Origin of the sequence: Streptomyces sp. NPDC048420 (assembly GCF_040651535.1) — a bacterium.
Taxonomy (GTDB): Bacteria; Actinomycetota; Actinomycetes; order Streptomycetales; family Streptomycetaceae; genus Streptomyces.
This window is the reverse complement of record NZ_JBEZKG010000008.1, coordinates 308,903-323,599: the sequence shown is the minus strand read 5'-3', so window position 1 is coordinate 323,599 and position 14,697 is coordinate 308,903. Positions and strand designations below refer to the sequence as shown.

Genomic DNA, 14,697 nt, shown 5'->3' with positions numbered 1-14,697 from the left:
CGGCGTGGCGAACGACGGACCGGTCGAGCACGGATACCCGCATCTGGAGCAGGTGCGGGCCTCGATCACCGCGCTCTGGAAGCGGCTCTCGTACGACACCGTCCAGACGTTCGCGACGAGCGTGGCCCCGGTGGATGTGGCGTTCTGCGACACCGACGATCTCCATCTCGGTGCCCAGCGGGTGGCCCGGGAGCTGGTGCGGCACTACCGGCTGCCCGACGCGCGGCTCGTCGTCGGATTCCGGGAGATGACCCACGCGGCGAACGTCGAACTCACCGCGGGGCCCGAGTACTTCGTCGAGCTGAACGACCGCTTCCGCACGCATCGGCGGGACATCGGGGCGGCGCTGGCCCACGAGGTCATGCATGTGTATCTGCACCGGCTCGGGCTGTCGTTCCCGGGCGTGCGGGAGAACGAGATCCTCACGGACACGGCGGCGACGTATCTGGGGGCGGGGTGGCTGCTGCTCGACGCGTACCGGGAGGACGCGGCGTCGTCGCAGAAGCTGGGGTATCTCACGCCGGAGGAGTTCGGGTACGTGCTGGCGAAGCGGGCGCTGGTGTTCGGGGAGGATCCTTCGGTGTGGTTCACCAGTCCTTCGGCGTACACGGCGTACACCAAGGGCATGGTGAGGGCTCGGGAGGACGAGCAGCAGCCTCCGCTCACGGGGGCGGGGTGGGCGGGGCGGCGGCGGTACGCGCGGGATCGGCGGCATGCGCCGGGGCCGCAGCCGGGGGTTCCCTATACGTTCACCCCTGACGGGGGCGGGCGGTTGCGTGTGTCGTTTCCCTGTCCGACGTGTCATCAGCGGATTCGGGTGCCGGTGCGGGGGAGGGTGCGGGCGCGGTGTGCTTTGTGCCGGACGGTGCTGGAGTGCGACACGTAGGGTTGTGTGCCGTCTGCGGGAGCGTTGTGGCTGGTCGCGCAGTTCCCCGCGCCCCTAGGGTGATCATCCTGACGTCCCATACACAAGGCCCGGCGTCTCCGCCTTGCCAAGCAGCCTCCGTGCTGTTTCTCCAGCCTCTGCCGGGGTCCAACGCGATGCTTTGTCAGCGCTCGGGCCCGGCCTCCAGCCCTCCATCACCGTGATCCGGCCGGCCTCCGCCTCGAAGACCCTGCCCGTCACCCCGGCGCTTGCCTCCGAGCCCAGCCAGACCACCAGCGGCGACACGTTCTCCGGGGCCATCGCGTCGAAGCCCGTGGAAGGGACCGCCATCGTGTCGGCGAAGGTGTGTTCCGTCATCCTCGTCCGCGCCGCCGGGGCGATCGCGTTGACCTGGACGCCGTAGCGGGCCAGTTCCGCGGCGGCGACCAGGGTGAGGCCCACGATGCCTGCCTTCGCCGCGCTGTAGTTGCCCTGCCCGACCGAGCCCAACAGACCTGCCCCGCTTGACGTGTTGACGATCCGGGCCGTCGGCGTACGGCCCGCCTTGGTCTCCGCCCGCCAGTGTGCCGCCGCGTGCCTGAGCGGCAGGAAGTGCCCTTTCAGGTGTACGGCCATCACCGCGTCCCAGTCGTCCTCGCCCAGGTTGACCAGCATCCGGTCGCGCAGGAAGCCGGCGTTGTTGACGAGGGTGTCGAGGCGGCCGTAGGTCTCCAGGGCGGTCGTGATCAGGGACGCGGCGCCCGTGCTGCTCGCGATGTCCCCGCCGTGGGCCACCGCCTCACCGCCCGCCGCGCGGATCTCCTCGGCCACGAGAGCGGCCGGACTGTCGGGGTCCGGGGTGCCGTCGAGGCCGACGCCCAGGTCGTTGACGACGACCCGTGCGCCCTCGGCGGCGAAGGCGAGGGCGTGGGCGCGGCCGAGACCGCGGCCCGCGCCGGTGACGACGACGACCCGGCCGTCGCAGATTCCGGTCATCTCACGTCTCCTTGCTGACAGTTGACGCATTGGCGGCATCGAGGAAGGCCGGTCGCTCCCCGCCGCCGTGCACCAGCAGCGAGGCCCCGCTGATGTACGCGGCGGCGTCCGAGGCCAGGAACACGGCCGCCGCGCCCACGTCCGAGGGCTCGGCGAGGCGGCCTAGCGGGACCGTGCGGGCGACGGCCGCGACGCCCTCCTCGTCGCCGTAGTGGAGAGGGGACCGATCGGTGTCGACCATGCCGACGACCAGGGTGTTCACGCGCACCTCCGGCGCCCACTCCACGGCCATCGAGCGCGCGAGGTTCTCCAGGCCCGCCTTGGCCGCCCCGTACGCGGCCGCGCCGGGCGACGGTCGGCCGCCGCTGACGCTTCCGATCATGACGACCGAGCCACGGGACCGCTTCAGATGCCCGTACGCGGCCAGAGACACCGTCAGCGGGGCGAGAAGGTTCAACTCCAGGACTCTCAGGTGCCGTTCGGGTTCGGCCCCGGTGAGCAGCCGATAGGGCGACCCTCCCGCGTTGTTGACCAACACGTCCAGGCGCGGGAGTTCGGCGAAGAAGTCACGTACAGCGTCCGCGTCCCGGACGTCCAGCCCGGCGAACTCCGCCTTCGGCAGCGGCACTTCGGGCGGCCTCCGCGCACAGACGACGACCTCCGCCCCGGCCTCCGCGAAGGACCGGGCGATCCCGGCGCCCACTCCGCGCGTGCCGCCGGTGACGACCACGACCCTCCCGTTCAGCTCCATTCGCCGCTACCCTTCTCACCTAACAAACGTTTGGTGGAAAGGTAGCTGATGCTTCCATGGGTGTCTCCACCTCGGCCCCGGAAAAGGGCCGTGAAAAGAGCGGGATCGCCGTCGTCACCGTCGACTTCCCGCCGGTGAACGCCCTGCCGGTGGACGGCTGGTTGGCGCTGGCCGACGCCGTGCGGACGGCGGGCCGGGACCCCGGGGTCCGGTGTGTGGTGCTGACGGCGGAGGGGCGCGGCTTCAACGCCGGTGTGGACATCAAGGAGCTCCAGGCGCGGGGGCCGGGGGCGCTGGTCGGCGCCAACCGCGGCTGTTTCGAGGCGTTTTCGGCGGTGTACGAGTGCGAGGTGCCTGTCGTCGCGGCCGTGCGGGGGTTCTGTCTGGGCGGCGGGATCGGGCTCGTCGGCAACGCGGACGTGATCGTGGCGAGCGAGGACGCCGTGTTCGGGCTGCCCGAGCTGGACCGCGGGGCGTTGGGTGCGGCCACCCACCTGTCCCGGCTGGTCCCGCAGCATCTGATGCGCGCCCTGTACTACACCTCGCGCACCGTGACGGCGGCCGAGCTGCACCGGCACGGGTCGGTGTGGCGGGTGGTGCCGAGCGACGAACTGATGGACTCCGCCCTGGAGTTGGCGGGCGAGATCGCCGCCAAGGACGGGGAGCTGCTGCGCCTGGCCAAGGCCGCCATCAACGGCATCGACCCCGTCGACGTCCGCCGCAGCTACCGCTTCGAGCAGGGCTTCACCTTCGAGGCGAGCGTCAGCGGGGTCGCCGACCGGGTCCGGGACACCTTCGGCACCCGGGGAAGGGGCGCGTAGATGGGCGACAAGACGATGACCGCCGACGAGGCCGTCTCCCGCCTGCACAGCGGCATGACCCTGGGCATCGGCGGCTGGGGTTCCCGCCGTAAGCCGATGGCCCTGGTCCGCGCGTTGCTGCGCTCCGGCGTCACCGACCTGACGATCGTCTCGTACGGCGGTCCGGACGTCGGCATGCTCGCGGCCTCGGGGCGGATCCGGAAACTGGTCGCCGCCTTCGTCACCCTCGACTCGATCCCCCTCGAACCGCACTACCGCGCGGCCCGCGAGCGCGGCGACTTCGAGCTCGTGGAGATCGATGAGGCGATGTTCATGTGGGGCCTGCGGGCGGCGGCGAACCGGCTGCCCTTCCTGCCGGTGCGGGCGGGTATCGGCTCGGACGTGATGCGGGTCAACCCCGGTCTGCGGACGGTGACTTCGCCGTACGGCGACGGGGAGACCTTCGTCGCCATGCCGGCCCTGCGGCTCGACGCGGCCCTGGTCCACGTCAACCGCGCCGACCGGCTGGGCAACGGCCAGTACCTGGGCCCCGACCCGTACTTCGACGACCTCTTCTGCGAGGCGGCGGACACGGCCTACGTCTCGTGCGAACAGGTCGTCGACACCGCCGAGTTGACGAAGGTGGCGGGCCCGCAGTCGCTGCTGATCAAGCGGCATTCGGTGACGGGGGTCGTGGAGGCCCCGAACGGCGCGCACTTCACGTCCTGCGCACCGGACTACGGCCGGGACGAGGCCGTGCAGAAGGAGTACGCGAGCACGCCCTGGCCGGAGTTCGCCGAGCGGTACCTGCGAGGGGGCACACCGTGACCGTGACGCGGAGCGAGTACTGCGTGATCGCCTGCGCCGACGCCTGGCGCGGGGCCGGTGAGATCGTCGCCAGTCCGATGGGCCTCATCCCCTCCGTCGGCGCCCGGCTGGCGCGGCGCACCTTCTCCCCCGACCTCCTGCTGACCGACGGGGAGGCGATGCTCGTGCGGGACGACGGCACGGTGGAGGGCTGGCTGCCGTACCGACAGCACCTCGCCCTCGTCACCGGCGGCCGACGGCACGTGATGATGGGCGCGAGCCAGATCGACCGGTACGGCAACCAGAACATCTCCTGCATCGGCGACTGGGCGCGGCCGAAGCGGCAGTTGCTGGGGGTGCGGGGAGCGCCGGTCAACACCCTGAACAATCCGACCAGTTACTGGGTGCCGAGGCATTCGCGCCGGGTCTTCGTGGAGAAGGTCGACATGGTGTGCGGGGTGGGGTACGACCATGCGGACGGCGCCCCTCATCACCGTATCCCCAGAGTCGTCTCCGACCTGGGAGTCTTCGACTTCGCGACGCCGGACCACGCGATGCGGCTGGCTTCGGTGCATCCCGGGGTCACCGTGGAGGAGGTCTCGGAGGCCACCGGGTTCGAGCTGGTGGTCCCCGACGAGGTGCCGTACACCCGCGAACCGACCGCTCAGGAGTTGCGGTTGATCCGCGAGGTGATCGATCCGGGGAACACCCGTTCCAGGGAGGTGGGCGGCTGATGGAGACCGCGCTCACCCGGCTGGTCGGGGTCCGGCATCCGATCGTGCAGACCGGGATGGGGTGGGTGGCGGGGCCCCGTCTGGTGTCCGCCACGGCGAACGCGGGTGCGCTCGGCATTCTGGCCTCCGCGACGATGACGCTCGACCAACTCCGGGACGCGGTACGGGAAGTGCGGTCCCGTACCGACGCGCCCTTCGGGGTCAATCTGCGGGCCGACGCGACGGACGCCGGGGACCGGGTGCGGGTGATCGTCGACGAGGGCGTGCGGGTGGCGTCCTTCGCGCTCGCGCCCTCCGCCGAGCTGATCGCGGAGCTGAAGGGGGCGGGGGTTGTCGTCGTCCCGTCCGTGGGGGCCCGCCGGCATGCCGAGAAGGTGGCCGCGTGGGGCGCGGACGCGGTGATCGTGCAGGGCGGCGAGGGCGGCGGGCACACCGGGGAGGTGGCGACGACGGTGCTGCTGCCGCAGGTGGTGGACGCGGTGGACATCCCGGTCGTGGCGGCGGGCGGCTTCTTCGACGGGCGGGGACTGGTCGCGGCGCTGGCGTACGGGGCGGCGGGCGTGGCCATGGGCACCCGGTTCCTGCTCACCTCGGACTCGACCGTGCCGGACGCGGTGAAGGCGCGCTATCTGGCGGCGACGGTGAAGGACGTGACGGTGACCCGGGCGGTGGACGGGCTGCCGCACCGCATGCTGCGTACGGACCTGGTGACCGCGCTGGAGAACTCCGGGCGGGGCAGGGCTTTCTGGCACGCTCTGAGAAGAGCGGCCGGCTTCCGCAAGCTGTCGGGCCTGAGCTGGACGGGAATGGCCCGCGAGGGCCTCGCGATGCACCACGGCAAGGACCTCGCCTGGAGCCAGGTCCTCCTCGCCGCCAACACCCCCATGCTGCTCAAGTCGGCGATGGTGGACGGCCGTACGGATCTCGGGGTCATGGCGTCGGGGCAGGTCGCCGGGGTGATCGACGACCTGCCGTCGTGCGCGGAGCTGGTGGAACGGATCATGAAGGAGGCGGGGGAGACACGGGAGCGGCTCACACCCTCTCGATGACCGTCACGTCCGTTCCGCGGCCGTCACAGCCGCTCGATGATCGTCACGTTCGCCTGTCCCCCGCCCTCGCACATGGTCTGGAGCCCGAACCTCCCTCCCGTGCGCTCCAGTTCGTGCAGCAGGGTCGTCATCAGCTTCACTCCGGTCGCGCCCAGCGGATGTCCGAGGGCGATCGCGCCGCCGTTGGCGTTGACCTTCTCCGGGTCGGCTCCGGTCTCCTTCAGCCAGGCCAGCACCACCGGGGCGAAGGCCTCGTTGATCTCGACGAGGTCGATGTCGTCGATGGTGAGGCCGGTCTTCTTCAGGGCGTGGGCGGTGGCCGGGATGGGCGCGGTGAGCATGCGGATGGGGTCCTCGCCGCGCACGGAGAGGTGGTGCACGCGCGCGCGTGGGGTGAGCCCGTGCTCGCGCACCGCCCGCTCCGAGGCCAGCAGCATCGCCGCCGCCCCGTCGGAGACCTGCGAGGAGCAGGCGGCGGTGATGGATCCGCCCTCGATCACCGGCTTCAGGCCCGCCATCTTCTCCAGGGAGGTGTCCCGGCGCGGCCCCTCGTCGACCGCGACGGGGCCGTAGGCCACCGTCTCCCGTTCGAAGCGCCCCTCGTCGATGGCCCGCAGTGCCCGCCGGTGCGAGCGGAGCGCGAACTGCTCCTGGTCCTCGCGGCTGAGCCCCCACTTCCCGGCGATCATCTCGGCGCCGACGAACTGGTTCACCGCCCGGTCCCCGTACCGCGCCCGCCACCCCTCGCTGCCCGCGAACGGCCCCTGCGTGAGCCCCAGCGGCTCGGCGGCCTGCCGGGTCGCGAAGGCGATCGGGATCATCGACATGTTCTGCACCCCGCCGGCGACCACCAGGTCCTGCGTCCCGGACAGCACGCCCTGCGCGGCGAAGTGCACGGCCTGCTGCGAGGACCCGCACTGCCGGTCCACGGTCACCCCGGGCACCTCCTCGGGCAGCCCGGCCGCCAGCCAGGAGGTCCGCGCGATGTCCCCGGCCTGCGGCCCGACCGCGTCCAGGCACCCGAAGACGACGTCCTCGACGGCGCCGGGGTCCACACCGGCCCGCTCGACCAGCGCGCGCAGCACATGCGCGCCCAGATCGGCCGGGTGGACCCCGCTGAGTCCTCCCCCGCGCCGCCCGACGGGCGTACGGACCGCTTCGACGATGTAGGCCTCGGCCATGGCAACTCCCCAGACTTCCCCATGAGTTACGTGCGTACGGCGATCCCGTCCAGCACCATCGACAGGTACTGCCGGGCGATCTCCTCCGGGCTGTGCTGTCCGCCGGGCCGGTACCAGGACGCGGCGACCCACACGGTGTCGCGCACGAACCGGTAGGTCAGCCGGACGTCGAGGTCGGCCCGGAACACCTCGGCCGCGACCCCGCGCTCCAGCGTGGACAGCCAGGCCTTCTCGAACCTGCGCTGCGACTCGGCGAGGAACGCGAACCGCTCCTGCGCCACCAGCTGCCTGCTCTCCTTCTGGTAGATCGCGACGGCGGCGCGGTGCCGGTCGATCTCCCGGAACGACTCGGTGACCAGGGCCTCCAAGGTCTCGCGCGGGCCGAGCTCGGCGCCCAGGACGGCGTCGTAGCCGTCCCAGAGCTCGTCGAGGAAGGTCCGCAGGATCTCCTCCAGCATCGATTCCTTGGAGTCGAAGTGGTAGTAGAGGCTGCCCGCGAGCATGCCCGCGTGGTCCGCGATCTTGCGTACGGTCGTGGCGTTGTAGCCCTGTTCGGCGAAGACCTCGGCCGCGGTGTCGAGGAGTTCACGCCGGCGCGCGGGCGCTGCGGCGCTCACCTGGGGCTTCTTCTTGGTCGGCTTGGTCGGCACGGAGTCATTGTCGTCCTATGCGTGCTGGCTGCTGACGGCGACGACCTCGCCGGTCATGTACGACGAGTAGCCGGACGCCAGGAACACGATCACGTTGGCCACCTCCCATGGCTCGGCGTACCGCCCGAAGGCCTCTCGCGCGGTCAGCTCCTCCAGCAGTTCGGCCGAGGTCACCTTCACCAGGTGGGGGTGCATGGCGAGGCTCGGCGACACAGCGTTGACGCGTACGCCGTACTCGGCCGCCTCCAGCGCCGCGCACCGGGTCAGCGCCATCACCCCGGCCTTCGCGGCTGCGTAGTGCGCCTGTCCGGTCTGGGCGCGCCAGCCGACGACGGAGGCGTTGTTGACGATGACGCCGCCCTGAGAGTCCTTCATGCGCCGCAGGGCCGCGCGGGTGCACCGGAAGGTGCCGTTGAGGGTGACGTCCAGGACCCGGGACCACTGTTCGTCGGTCATGTCGACGAGTTCCGAGGTCCCGCCCAGGCCGGCGTTGTTGACGACTATGTCGAGCCGTCCGTGTTCCCTCACGGCCGCGTCGAACAGCGCCCCCACCTGTGCCTCGTCGGTGACGTCGCACGCCACGGACGTCACCGCGCCCGGGAACTGCCCGGTCAGCTCCGCGCCGTACTCCTTGAGCCGGCGCGCGTGCGCGTCGCTGATCAGCACGCGCGCGCCCTCCTCCAGGAAGCGGCGCGCGGTCGCCCCGCCGATGCCCGCGCCGGCGGCGGCGGTGATGACGGCGGTACGTCCTTTCAGCAGCCCGTGCCCCGGTTCGTACACCGGACTCTCGACGCCTGTCATAGCGCCACGCTAACCTACCAAACACTTGTTAGGGAAGGACGGATGGCCATGGATCTGGCGTTCACGCAGGACGAGGAGGCCTTCCGTGCCGAGGCCCGCGCGTGGCTGCACACTCATGTGCCCGCCGCTCCGCTCCCGTCCCTGGAGACCGAAGAGGGCTTCGCGGCCCATCGCGCCTGGGAGGCCGAACTGGCCGCCGGCCGCTGGTCGGTGGTCAACTGGCCCCTCCGGTACGGCGGCCGGGACTCCGGGCTGATCCGCTGGCTGCTGTTCGAGGAGGAGTACTACGCGGCGGGGGCGCCCGGACGCGTGGGGCAGAACGGCGTCAGCCTCCTCGCCCCGACCCTCTTCGACCACGGCACCGAGGAGCAACGCGCGCGCGTACTGCCCCCGATGGCCACCGGCGAGGTGGTCTGGGCGCAGGCCTGGTCGGAGCCGGAGGCGGGCTCGGACCTGGCATCCCTGCGCTCGAAGGGCGTCCGCGTGGACGGCGGCTGGCTGCTGACCGGCCAGAAGACCTGGTCCTCCCGGGCCGCGTTCGCGGACCGCGCGTTCGGCCTGTTCCGCACCGACCCGGACACCCCGAAACCCCACCAGGGCCTGACCTACCTGATGTTCGACCTGCACGCCCCGGGCGTCACCGTCCGCCCGATCCGCCGCCTCGACGGAAAACCCGCCTTCGCCGAGCTCTTCCTGGACGAGGTGTTCGTGCCGGACGAGGACGTCATCGGCGAGCCCGGCCAGGGCTGGCGGATCGCGATGTCGGCGGCGGGCAACGAACGGGGCCTGACGCTGCGCTCACCGGGCCGGTTCCTGGCGGGCGCCGACCGGCTGTTCACCCTCTGGCAGTCCCAGGGCAGCCCCACGCCCACCCGCGCGCGCGTGGCCGACGCCCTGATCGGCGCCCGCACCTACCAGCTCTTCACCCACGCGGCCGCCTCCCGCTTCCTGAACGGCGAGACACTCGGCCCCGAGTCCAGCCTCAACAAGGTCTTCTGGTCCGAGTACGACATCGCGCTCACCGAGACGGCCCTGGATCTCCTCGGCGAGGAGGACCCGGACTGGTCCGAGCGCTACGTCTTCGCCCTCGCCGGCCCGATCTACGCCGGCACGAACGAGATCCAACGGGACATCATCGCGGAACGCCTGCTGGGCCTCCCGAAGGGACGCCGCTGATGCGCTTCCTCCTCGACACCGGGCACCGCGACTTCGCCGCCTCCCTGAACGCGATGCTGACGTCCGCGGGCACTCCGTCGGTCATACGGGACTGGAGCCGCGGCGACCACGACGGCGGCCGTGCGCTGTGGCGCCGTATCGCCGAGGCGGGAGTGTTCGCGCTGGCGGTACCGGAGACCTACGAGGGCTTGGGCCCACGCCCTGTCGAACTCACCGTGGCGTTCCTGGAGTTGGGCCGCCACGCGGTACCGGGCCCCTTGGTGGAAACGGTGACGGCGGCAACGCTGCTCACGTCACTGGATGACACCGGCCTGGCGAAACGCATGCTGCCGTCGCTGGCCGCGGGTGAGTCGACGGCAACCCTGACCACAGGGTGGTACGCACTGGACGCAGACATGGCGGACCTACGGCTGACCCTCTCGGCCCGTCCGGAAAATCCAGCGCCTCCGGCGGAAAATCCGGCCTCTCCGTCGAAAAATCCAGCCCCTCCGGCGTTTGAGGAGCGGGGGTCCGGGGGCGGAGCCCCTGGGAGCGGGGTCGAAGGGGCGGCAGCCCCTGGGAGCGGGGTCGAAGGGGCGGCAGCCCCTGGGAGCGGGGTCGAAGGGGCGGCAGCCCCTGGGGATGGGACGGGTAGGGGCGGCGGGGGCGAGAAAGCCCCGACCCGCACCCCCACCGAGCTCCGCCTGGCTCCCCCACCCGACCACCCCCCACGCCCCTCCCTGGACCCCGCCCGCCGCCTCTTCAAGACTCCCCACGCCGGTGAACTCCTCGCCACCGACCCACCCCTGAGGCCCGCCCTCCTGATGGCCCGCCTCACCACCGCCGCCCAAGCCCTCGGAGTGGGCCTCGCCCTCCTCGACAAGACCGTCTCCTACGTGAAGCAGCGCACCCAGTTCGGCGTCCCCATCGGCTCGTTCCAGGCCGTCAAACACCAACTCGCCGACGTGAAGATCGCGTTGGAGTTCGCCCGCCCCTTACTCTTCGGCGCCGCCCTGACGATGACCGAGGAAGACGTCGCCGCCGCAAAGGTCACGGCGTGCGAGGCGGCGTACAAAAGCGCCCGCACGGCGCTCCAGCTGCACGGCGCGATCGGGTACACCGCGGAGTACGACCTGTCCCTGTGGCTCACCAGGGCCCGCGCCCTGCGCACCGCTTGGGGCACCCCCGACGAGTGCCGCGAGACAGTCCTCAGTGGTGGTGGTCGCCGCTGGTGACCTCCCGGTACTCCTCCACCGTCGGCTTCTCGATCCGCGTGTCGGGCCCGAACATCGCCCGCGCGAGCCCGGCCCGCACCCGCTGGGAGCGCTTGACCGGCCGCCGCACCCCGTTGGCGTCGACGAGCGGCCCGATCTCGTACGGCGGGTTCTGCTCGTGCTGGGTGAGGGTGTGCAGCTGCTCCTGTGCGAGGGGCTCGTGGACCTCGACGAACTCCCCGTGCGGGAGCCGCCTGATGGTGCCGGTCTCCCGCCCGTGCAGCACCTTGTCCCGGTCCCGGCGCTGCAGTCCGAGACAGATCCGCTTGGTGACGACGAAGGCGAGCACCGGCACCACGAAGACCGACACCCGCACGAACCAGGTGATCGCGTTGATGGACAGATGCAGATGCGTGGCCACGATGTCGTTGCCGCCGCCGATCAGCAGGACGACGTAAAGGCTGAGCCAGGCCACCCCGAGCCCGGTGCGGACGGGCACGTTCCGCGGCCGGTCCAGGATGTGGTGCTCGCGTTTGTCGCCGGTGATCCACGCCTCGACGAAGGGATAGACGCCGAGCGCGAGCAGGATCAGCGGGAAGAGGGAGAAGGGGATGAAGACGCCCAGCTGGAGGGTGTGGCCCCAGGCGTTGATCTCCCATCCCGGCATCACCCGGATCAGCCCCTCGGAGAAGCCGAGATACCAGTCGGGCTGGGCACCGGTGGTCACCAGGTCCGGCCGGTAAGGACCGAACGCCCACACGGGGTTGATCTGGGCGAGTCCGCCCATCAGTGCCAGCACGCCGAAGGTCAGGAAGAAGAAGCCGCCCGCCTTGGCCATGTAGACCGGCAGGAACGGCATGCCGACCACGGACCTGTTGTCGCGTCCTGGCCCCGGGTACTGGGTGTGCTTGTGGTAGAAGACCAGGATCAGATGGGCCACCACCAGGCCGAGCATGATCCCGGGCAGCACCAGGACATGGATCGGGAAGAGCCTCGGGATGATGTCGTGGCCCGGGAACTCCCCGCCGAACAGGAAGAAGGACAGATACGTCCCGACGATCGGCACGGACAGGATCGCGCCCTGCGCGAAGCGGATGCCGGTGCCGGACAGCAGGTCGTCGGGGAGGCTGTAGCCGGTCAGGCCGGTGATGATGCCGAGGAACAACAGGGTCCAGCCGAACACCCAGTTGAGCTCGCGCGGCTTGCGGAAGGCGCCGGTGAAGAACACCCGCATCATGTGCACGAGCATGCCGGTGACGAAGACCAGCGCCGCCCAGTGGTGGATCTGCCGGATCAGCAGACCGCCGCGCACGTCGAAGCTGATGTCGAGCGTGGACTCGAACGCCCTGGTCATGATCACGCCGTTGAGGGGCTCGTAGGAGCCGTGGTAGACGACCTCGACCCCGCTGGGCTCGAAGAACAGCGTGAGGTAGACGCCGGTCAGGATCAGGACGAGGAAGCTGTAGAGACAGACCTCGCCCAGCATGAACGACCAGTGGTCCGGAAAGACCTTGCGCATGTTGGCCTTGGCCAGCGCGTACAGACCGAGCCGCCCGTCCGCCCAGTCGGCGAGCTTCTCGCCCTTGCCGGACTCCGCCCTACGAGCCGTCCGCTTCACCGATCGTGCGCCGTCCATACGTCGTCGCCTCCCCGTCGGATCAACCACAGCGTGGCACGGCCCTGCGGCGAAGCCAACGGGGCGGACAGCCGACCCCGCACCCGGCGCGCTCTCCCCTCACCTGTGTTCGCTATTTTGTTCGCCGCAGCCCCCACCGGCTCGATCACCACCCCTGTCACTCCGAGGAGCCGGCCGTGGAACCCGAATCCACCGTCACCACCTGCTATCGCCATCCCGCCGTGGAGTCCCATGTCCGCTGCACCCGGTGCGAGCGGTACATCTGCCCGGCCTGTATGCGAGAGGCGGCCGTAGGTCATCAGTGCCCGGAGTGCGTGCGGGAGGGTGCGCGGTCAGTGCGCCAGGCCCGGACCGCGTTCGGCGGGCGGATCACAGCCGTACCCCTGGTGACGTACGTCCTCATCGGCCTCAACGTGCTCGCCTACGTCGCCGAGATCGTGCGTCCGGCGATCGTGGACCGCTTCGAGATGCTGGGGGCCGGGCTCCTGGGCCCGGACGGCGGGCACTACGTGTGGCAGGCGGCCCATCCCGCCGACTTCCACGCCGAGGGTGTCGTCGACGGCGAGTGGTACCGCCTGCTGACCGGCGCCTTCCTCCATCTGCCGCCCACCGAGGGCACGTTCGGGATCCTGCACATCGTGATGAACATGGTGTCGCTGTGGAACATCGGCCGCGTGGTCGAGGCCCAGCTCGGCCGGATCCGGTACATCGCCCTGTACCTGCTGTCGGCGCTCGGGGGCTCGGTCCTCGTCCTGCTGCTCGCGCCCACCACACCCACGCTCGGCGCGTCCGGCGCGATCTTCGGGCTCGGTGCCGCGTACTACGTGATGGCCCGCCGGCTCGGCGCCGACATGGCCCAGGTCAACCGCTTCATGGCGGGCCTGCTGCTGTGGCTGGTGATGTCCGCGTGGCTGACGTCCTGGCAGGGCCACCTCGGCGGCCTGCTCGCCGGTGGCATCGTCACCTTCGCCTACGCGTACGCTCCCCGGGACGGCCGTCGCGCGCTGGTGCAGGCGGGAGCATGTGCCGTACTGCTGGTGCTGCTCCTGGTGGGCGCGTGGACCAAGGTCGCCGAGCTGACGGGAGCCCAGTGAGACGCGCCGGCCTCCTGCTCTTCGCGGCCGTCCCCGTGATCGTCACGGCGTCGGTCTACTTCCTCGCGCCCGAGGACTCCGGCGCGAGCGGGGCGGGCCCCGACCTCTCGACCGCCTACCGGTCGCAGGCGGCCCAGGACGCCAGGGGTGCCCAGGGCGCCAAGGCCTGGGCCGAGGGGGCGAAACGCGGGGCGGACGACGTGCTCACCGGCGCGCCGCCGGGCCTGGCCGCCCCCGCGAAGAAGGACCTCGCGCAGCAGCTCGTGGCCAGCGCCGAGAACTCCACCCTCGACTGGCGCAGCGCCTACGCCTACGTCGAGGACATCGGCGACGGCCAGGGCTACACGGCCGGCCTCATCGGCTTCTGCACCGGCACCCACGACCTGCTCACCCTGGTCGAGCGCTACACGAAGGCCCACCCCGACAACGCTCTCGCGCCGTACATCCCCGCCCTGCGCGAGGTCGACGGCACCGACTCGCACGAGGGCCTGGACCCGGGCTTCACGGCCGCCTGGAAGGCGGAGGCCGCCCGGCCGGCCTTCCAGAAGGCCCAGGACGCGGAGCGCGACCGCGTCTACTTCGATCCGGCCGTCCGCCTCGCCAAGCTCGACGGCCTGGGCGAGCTCGGCCAGTTCGTGTACTACGACGCCATGGTCTTCCACGGCCCCGGCACCGACGCCACCAGCTTCTACGGCATGCGCGAACGCGCCCTGAAGAAGGCCGACAGCCCGACCGAGGGCGGCTCCGAGAAGGCCTACCTGGACGCCTTCCTGGACATCCGCCGGACGGCGATGAGGACCCGGGACGCGGGCATCGACACCTCCCGTGTCGACACCGCGCAACGACGGTTCCTGAACGACGGGAACCTGGCCCTGGAGACCCCGCTGGAGTGGCAGGTGTACGGGGAGACGTTCAAGGTGCCGTAGAGAAAAGGCGACAGCGCCTGCCCGGAGTCCGGTCGGGG

At 71.0% G+C, this 14,697-nt stretch carries 15 protein-coding genes; 9 read left to right on the top strand and 6 right to left on the bottom strand.

Annotation, left to right across the window (positions count from 1 at the left end; genetic code table 11):
• Positions 1-4 precede the first annotated feature (4 nt).
• Positions 5-886, top strand: coding sequence for a hypothetical protein (locus AB0D34_RS16910; RefSeq protein ID WP_362662204.1), 882 nt, complete (start codon positions 5-7; stop codon positions 884-886).
• A 63-nt stretch (positions 887-949) separates the two neighbouring features.
• Here the strand turns inward: AB0D34_RS16910 and AB0D34_RS16905 are convergent, their stop codons facing one another.
• A complete protein-coding gene (locus tag AB0D34_RS16905) occupies positions 950-1,861 on the bottom strand; it encodes an SDR family oxidoreductase (RefSeq protein WP_362662203.1) in 912 nt (303 codons plus the stop codon).
• A 1-nt stretch (position 1,862) separates the two neighbouring features.
• Positions 1,863-2,612 (bottom strand): SDR family oxidoreductase, encoded by a 750-nt coding sequence (locus tag AB0D34_RS16900; RefSeq protein ID WP_362662201.1) that lies wholly within the window; start codon positions 2,610-2,612, stop codon positions 1,863-1,865.
• A gap of 56 nt (positions 2,613-2,668) precedes the next feature.
• On the opposite strand from AB0D34_RS16900, the gene AB0D34_RS16895 reads away from it, so the two are divergent.
• From AB0D34_RS16895 to AB0D34_RS16880, 4 genes are read left to right on the top strand one after another with little or no spacing between them, the layout of a single operon-like run.
• Positions 2,669-3,433, top strand: coding sequence for an enoyl-CoA hydratase family protein (locus tag AB0D34_RS16895; protein ID WP_362662199.1), 765 nt, complete (start codon positions 2,669-2,671; stop codon positions 3,431-3,433).
• Complete coding sequence (locus AB0D34_RS16890; protein ID WP_362662197.1) at positions 3,434-4,240, top strand: CoA-transferase; 807 nt, start codon at positions 3,434-3,436, stop codon at positions 4,238-4,240.
• Complete coding sequence (locus tag AB0D34_RS16885) at positions 4,237-4,953, top strand: CoA-transferase (RefSeq protein WP_362662195.1); 717 nt, start codon at positions 4,237-4,239, stop codon at positions 4,951-4,953. Before AB0D34_RS16890 ends, AB0D34_RS16885 begins: the two co-directional genes overlap by 4 nt.
• A complete protein-coding gene (locus AB0D34_RS16880; protein WP_362662193.1) occupies positions 4,953-6,002 on the top strand; it encodes a nitronate monooxygenase in 1,050 nt (349 codons plus the stop codon). The genes AB0D34_RS16885 and AB0D34_RS16880 overlap by 1 nt, the downstream gene beginning before the upstream one ends.
• Positions 6,003-6,025: 23 nt before the next feature.
• On the opposite strand, the gene AB0D34_RS16875 is transcribed toward AB0D34_RS16880, so the two are convergent.
• Genes AB0D34_RS16875 through AB0D34_RS16865 form a run of 3 tightly spaced genes read right to left on the bottom strand, consistent with a single transcriptional unit; the run spans position 6,026 to position 8,634 of the window.
• Positions 6,026-7,183, bottom strand: a complete 1,158-nt coding sequence (locus AB0D34_RS16875) for an acetyl-CoA C-acetyltransferase (protein WP_362662191.1) — start codon at positions 7,181-7,183, stop codon at positions 6,026-6,028.
• 26 nt (positions 7,184-7,209) lie between these two features.
• On the bottom strand, positions 7,210-7,833 hold the full coding sequence (locus tag AB0D34_RS16870) for a TetR/AcrR family transcriptional regulator (RefSeq protein ID WP_362662189.1): 624 nt from the start codon (positions 7,831-7,833) through the stop codon (positions 7,210-7,212).
• Between the two features lie 15 nt (positions 7,834-7,848).
• Complete coding sequence (locus tag AB0D34_RS16865) at positions 7,849-8,634, bottom strand: SDR family oxidoreductase (RefSeq protein WP_362662187.1); 786 nt, start codon at positions 8,632-8,634, stop codon at positions 7,849-7,851.
• 48 nt (positions 8,635-8,682) lie between these two features.
• Between AB0D34_RS16865 and AB0D34_RS16860 the strand changes: the two genes are divergently transcribed.
• Together AB0D34_RS16860 and AB0D34_RS16855 are read left to right on the top strand one after the other, a co-directional pair.
• Positions 8,683-9,810, top strand: coding sequence for an acyl-CoA dehydrogenase family protein (locus AB0D34_RS16860; protein WP_362662351.1), 1,128 nt, complete (start codon positions 8,683-8,685; stop codon positions 9,808-9,810).
• Positions 9,810-11,024 carry an acyl-CoA dehydrogenase gene (locus AB0D34_RS16855; RefSeq protein WP_362662185.1) on the top strand — a complete coding sequence of 405 codons (1,215 nt, stop codon included), beginning with the start codon at positions 9,810-9,812 and terminating at the stop codon, positions 11,022-11,024. The genes AB0D34_RS16860 and AB0D34_RS16855 overlap by 1 nt, the downstream gene beginning before the upstream one ends.
• On the opposite strand, the gene AB0D34_RS16850 is transcribed toward AB0D34_RS16855, so the two are convergent.
• Entirely contained in the window at positions 10,999-12,639 is a 1,641-nt protein-coding gene (locus tag AB0D34_RS16850; protein ID WP_362662183.1) for a cytochrome bc complex cytochrome b subunit, read from the bottom strand. The genes AB0D34_RS16855 and AB0D34_RS16850 overlap by 26 nt on opposite strands.
• A 176-nt stretch (positions 12,640-12,815) precedes the next feature.
• On the opposite strand from AB0D34_RS16850, the gene AB0D34_RS16845 reads away from it, so the two are divergent.
• Both AB0D34_RS16845 and AB0D34_RS16840 read left to right on the top strand, forming a co-directional pair.
• Positions 12,816-13,733, top strand: a complete 918-nt coding sequence (locus AB0D34_RS16845) for a rhomboid family intramembrane serine protease (protein WP_362662182.1) — start codon at positions 12,816-12,818, stop codon at positions 13,731-13,733.
• Positions 13,730-14,659 (top strand): chitosanase, encoded by a 930-nt coding sequence (locus tag AB0D34_RS16840; RefSeq protein WP_362662180.1) that lies wholly within the window; start codon positions 13,730-13,732, stop codon positions 14,657-14,659. Before AB0D34_RS16845 ends, AB0D34_RS16840 begins: the two co-directional genes overlap by 4 nt.
• Positions 14,660-14,697: the final 38 nt, after the last annotated feature.

Bases quoted from the DNA above. Each gene is read 5' to 3' on its own strand.
- AB0D34_RS16905 (WP_362662203.1), bottom strand. From the start codon at position 1,861: ATGACCGGAATCTGCGACGGCCGGGTCGTCGTCGTCACCGGCGCGGGC.
- AB0D34_RS16900 (WP_362662201.1), bottom strand. From the start codon at position 2,612: ATGGAGCTGAACGGGAGGGTCGTGGTCGTCACCGGCGGCACGCGCGGA.
- AB0D34_RS16895 (WP_362662199.1), top strand. From the start codon at position 2,669: ATGGGTGTCTCCACCTCGGCCCCGGAAAAGGGCCGTGAAAAGAGCGGG.
- AB0D34_RS16890 (WP_362662197.1), top strand. From the start codon at position 3,434: ATGGGCGACAAGACGATGACCGCCGACGAGGCCGTCTCCCGCCTGCAC.
- AB0D34_RS16880 (WP_362662193.1), top strand. From the start codon at position 4,953: ATGGAGACCGCGCTCACCCGGCTGGTCGGGGTCCGGCATCCGATCGTG.
- AB0D34_RS16875 (WP_362662191.1), bottom strand. From the start codon at position 7,183: ATGGCCGAGGCCTACATCGTCGAAGCGGTCCGTACGCCCGTCGGGCGG.
- AB0D34_RS16865 (WP_362662187.1), bottom strand. From the start codon at position 8,634: ATGACAGGCGTCGAGAGTCCGGTGTACGAACCGGGGCACGGGCTGCTG.
- AB0D34_RS16860 (WP_362662351.1), top strand. From the start codon at position 8,683: ATGGATCTGGCGTTCACGCAGGACGAGGAGGCCTTCCGTGCCGAGGCC.
- AB0D34_RS16855 (WP_362662185.1), top strand. From the start codon at position 9,810: ATGCGCTTCCTCCTCGACACCGGGCACCGCGACTTCGCCGCCTCCCTG.
- AB0D34_RS16850 (WP_362662183.1), bottom strand. From the start codon at position 12,639: ATGGACGGCGCACGATCGGTGAAGCGGACGGCTCGTAGGGCGGAGTCC.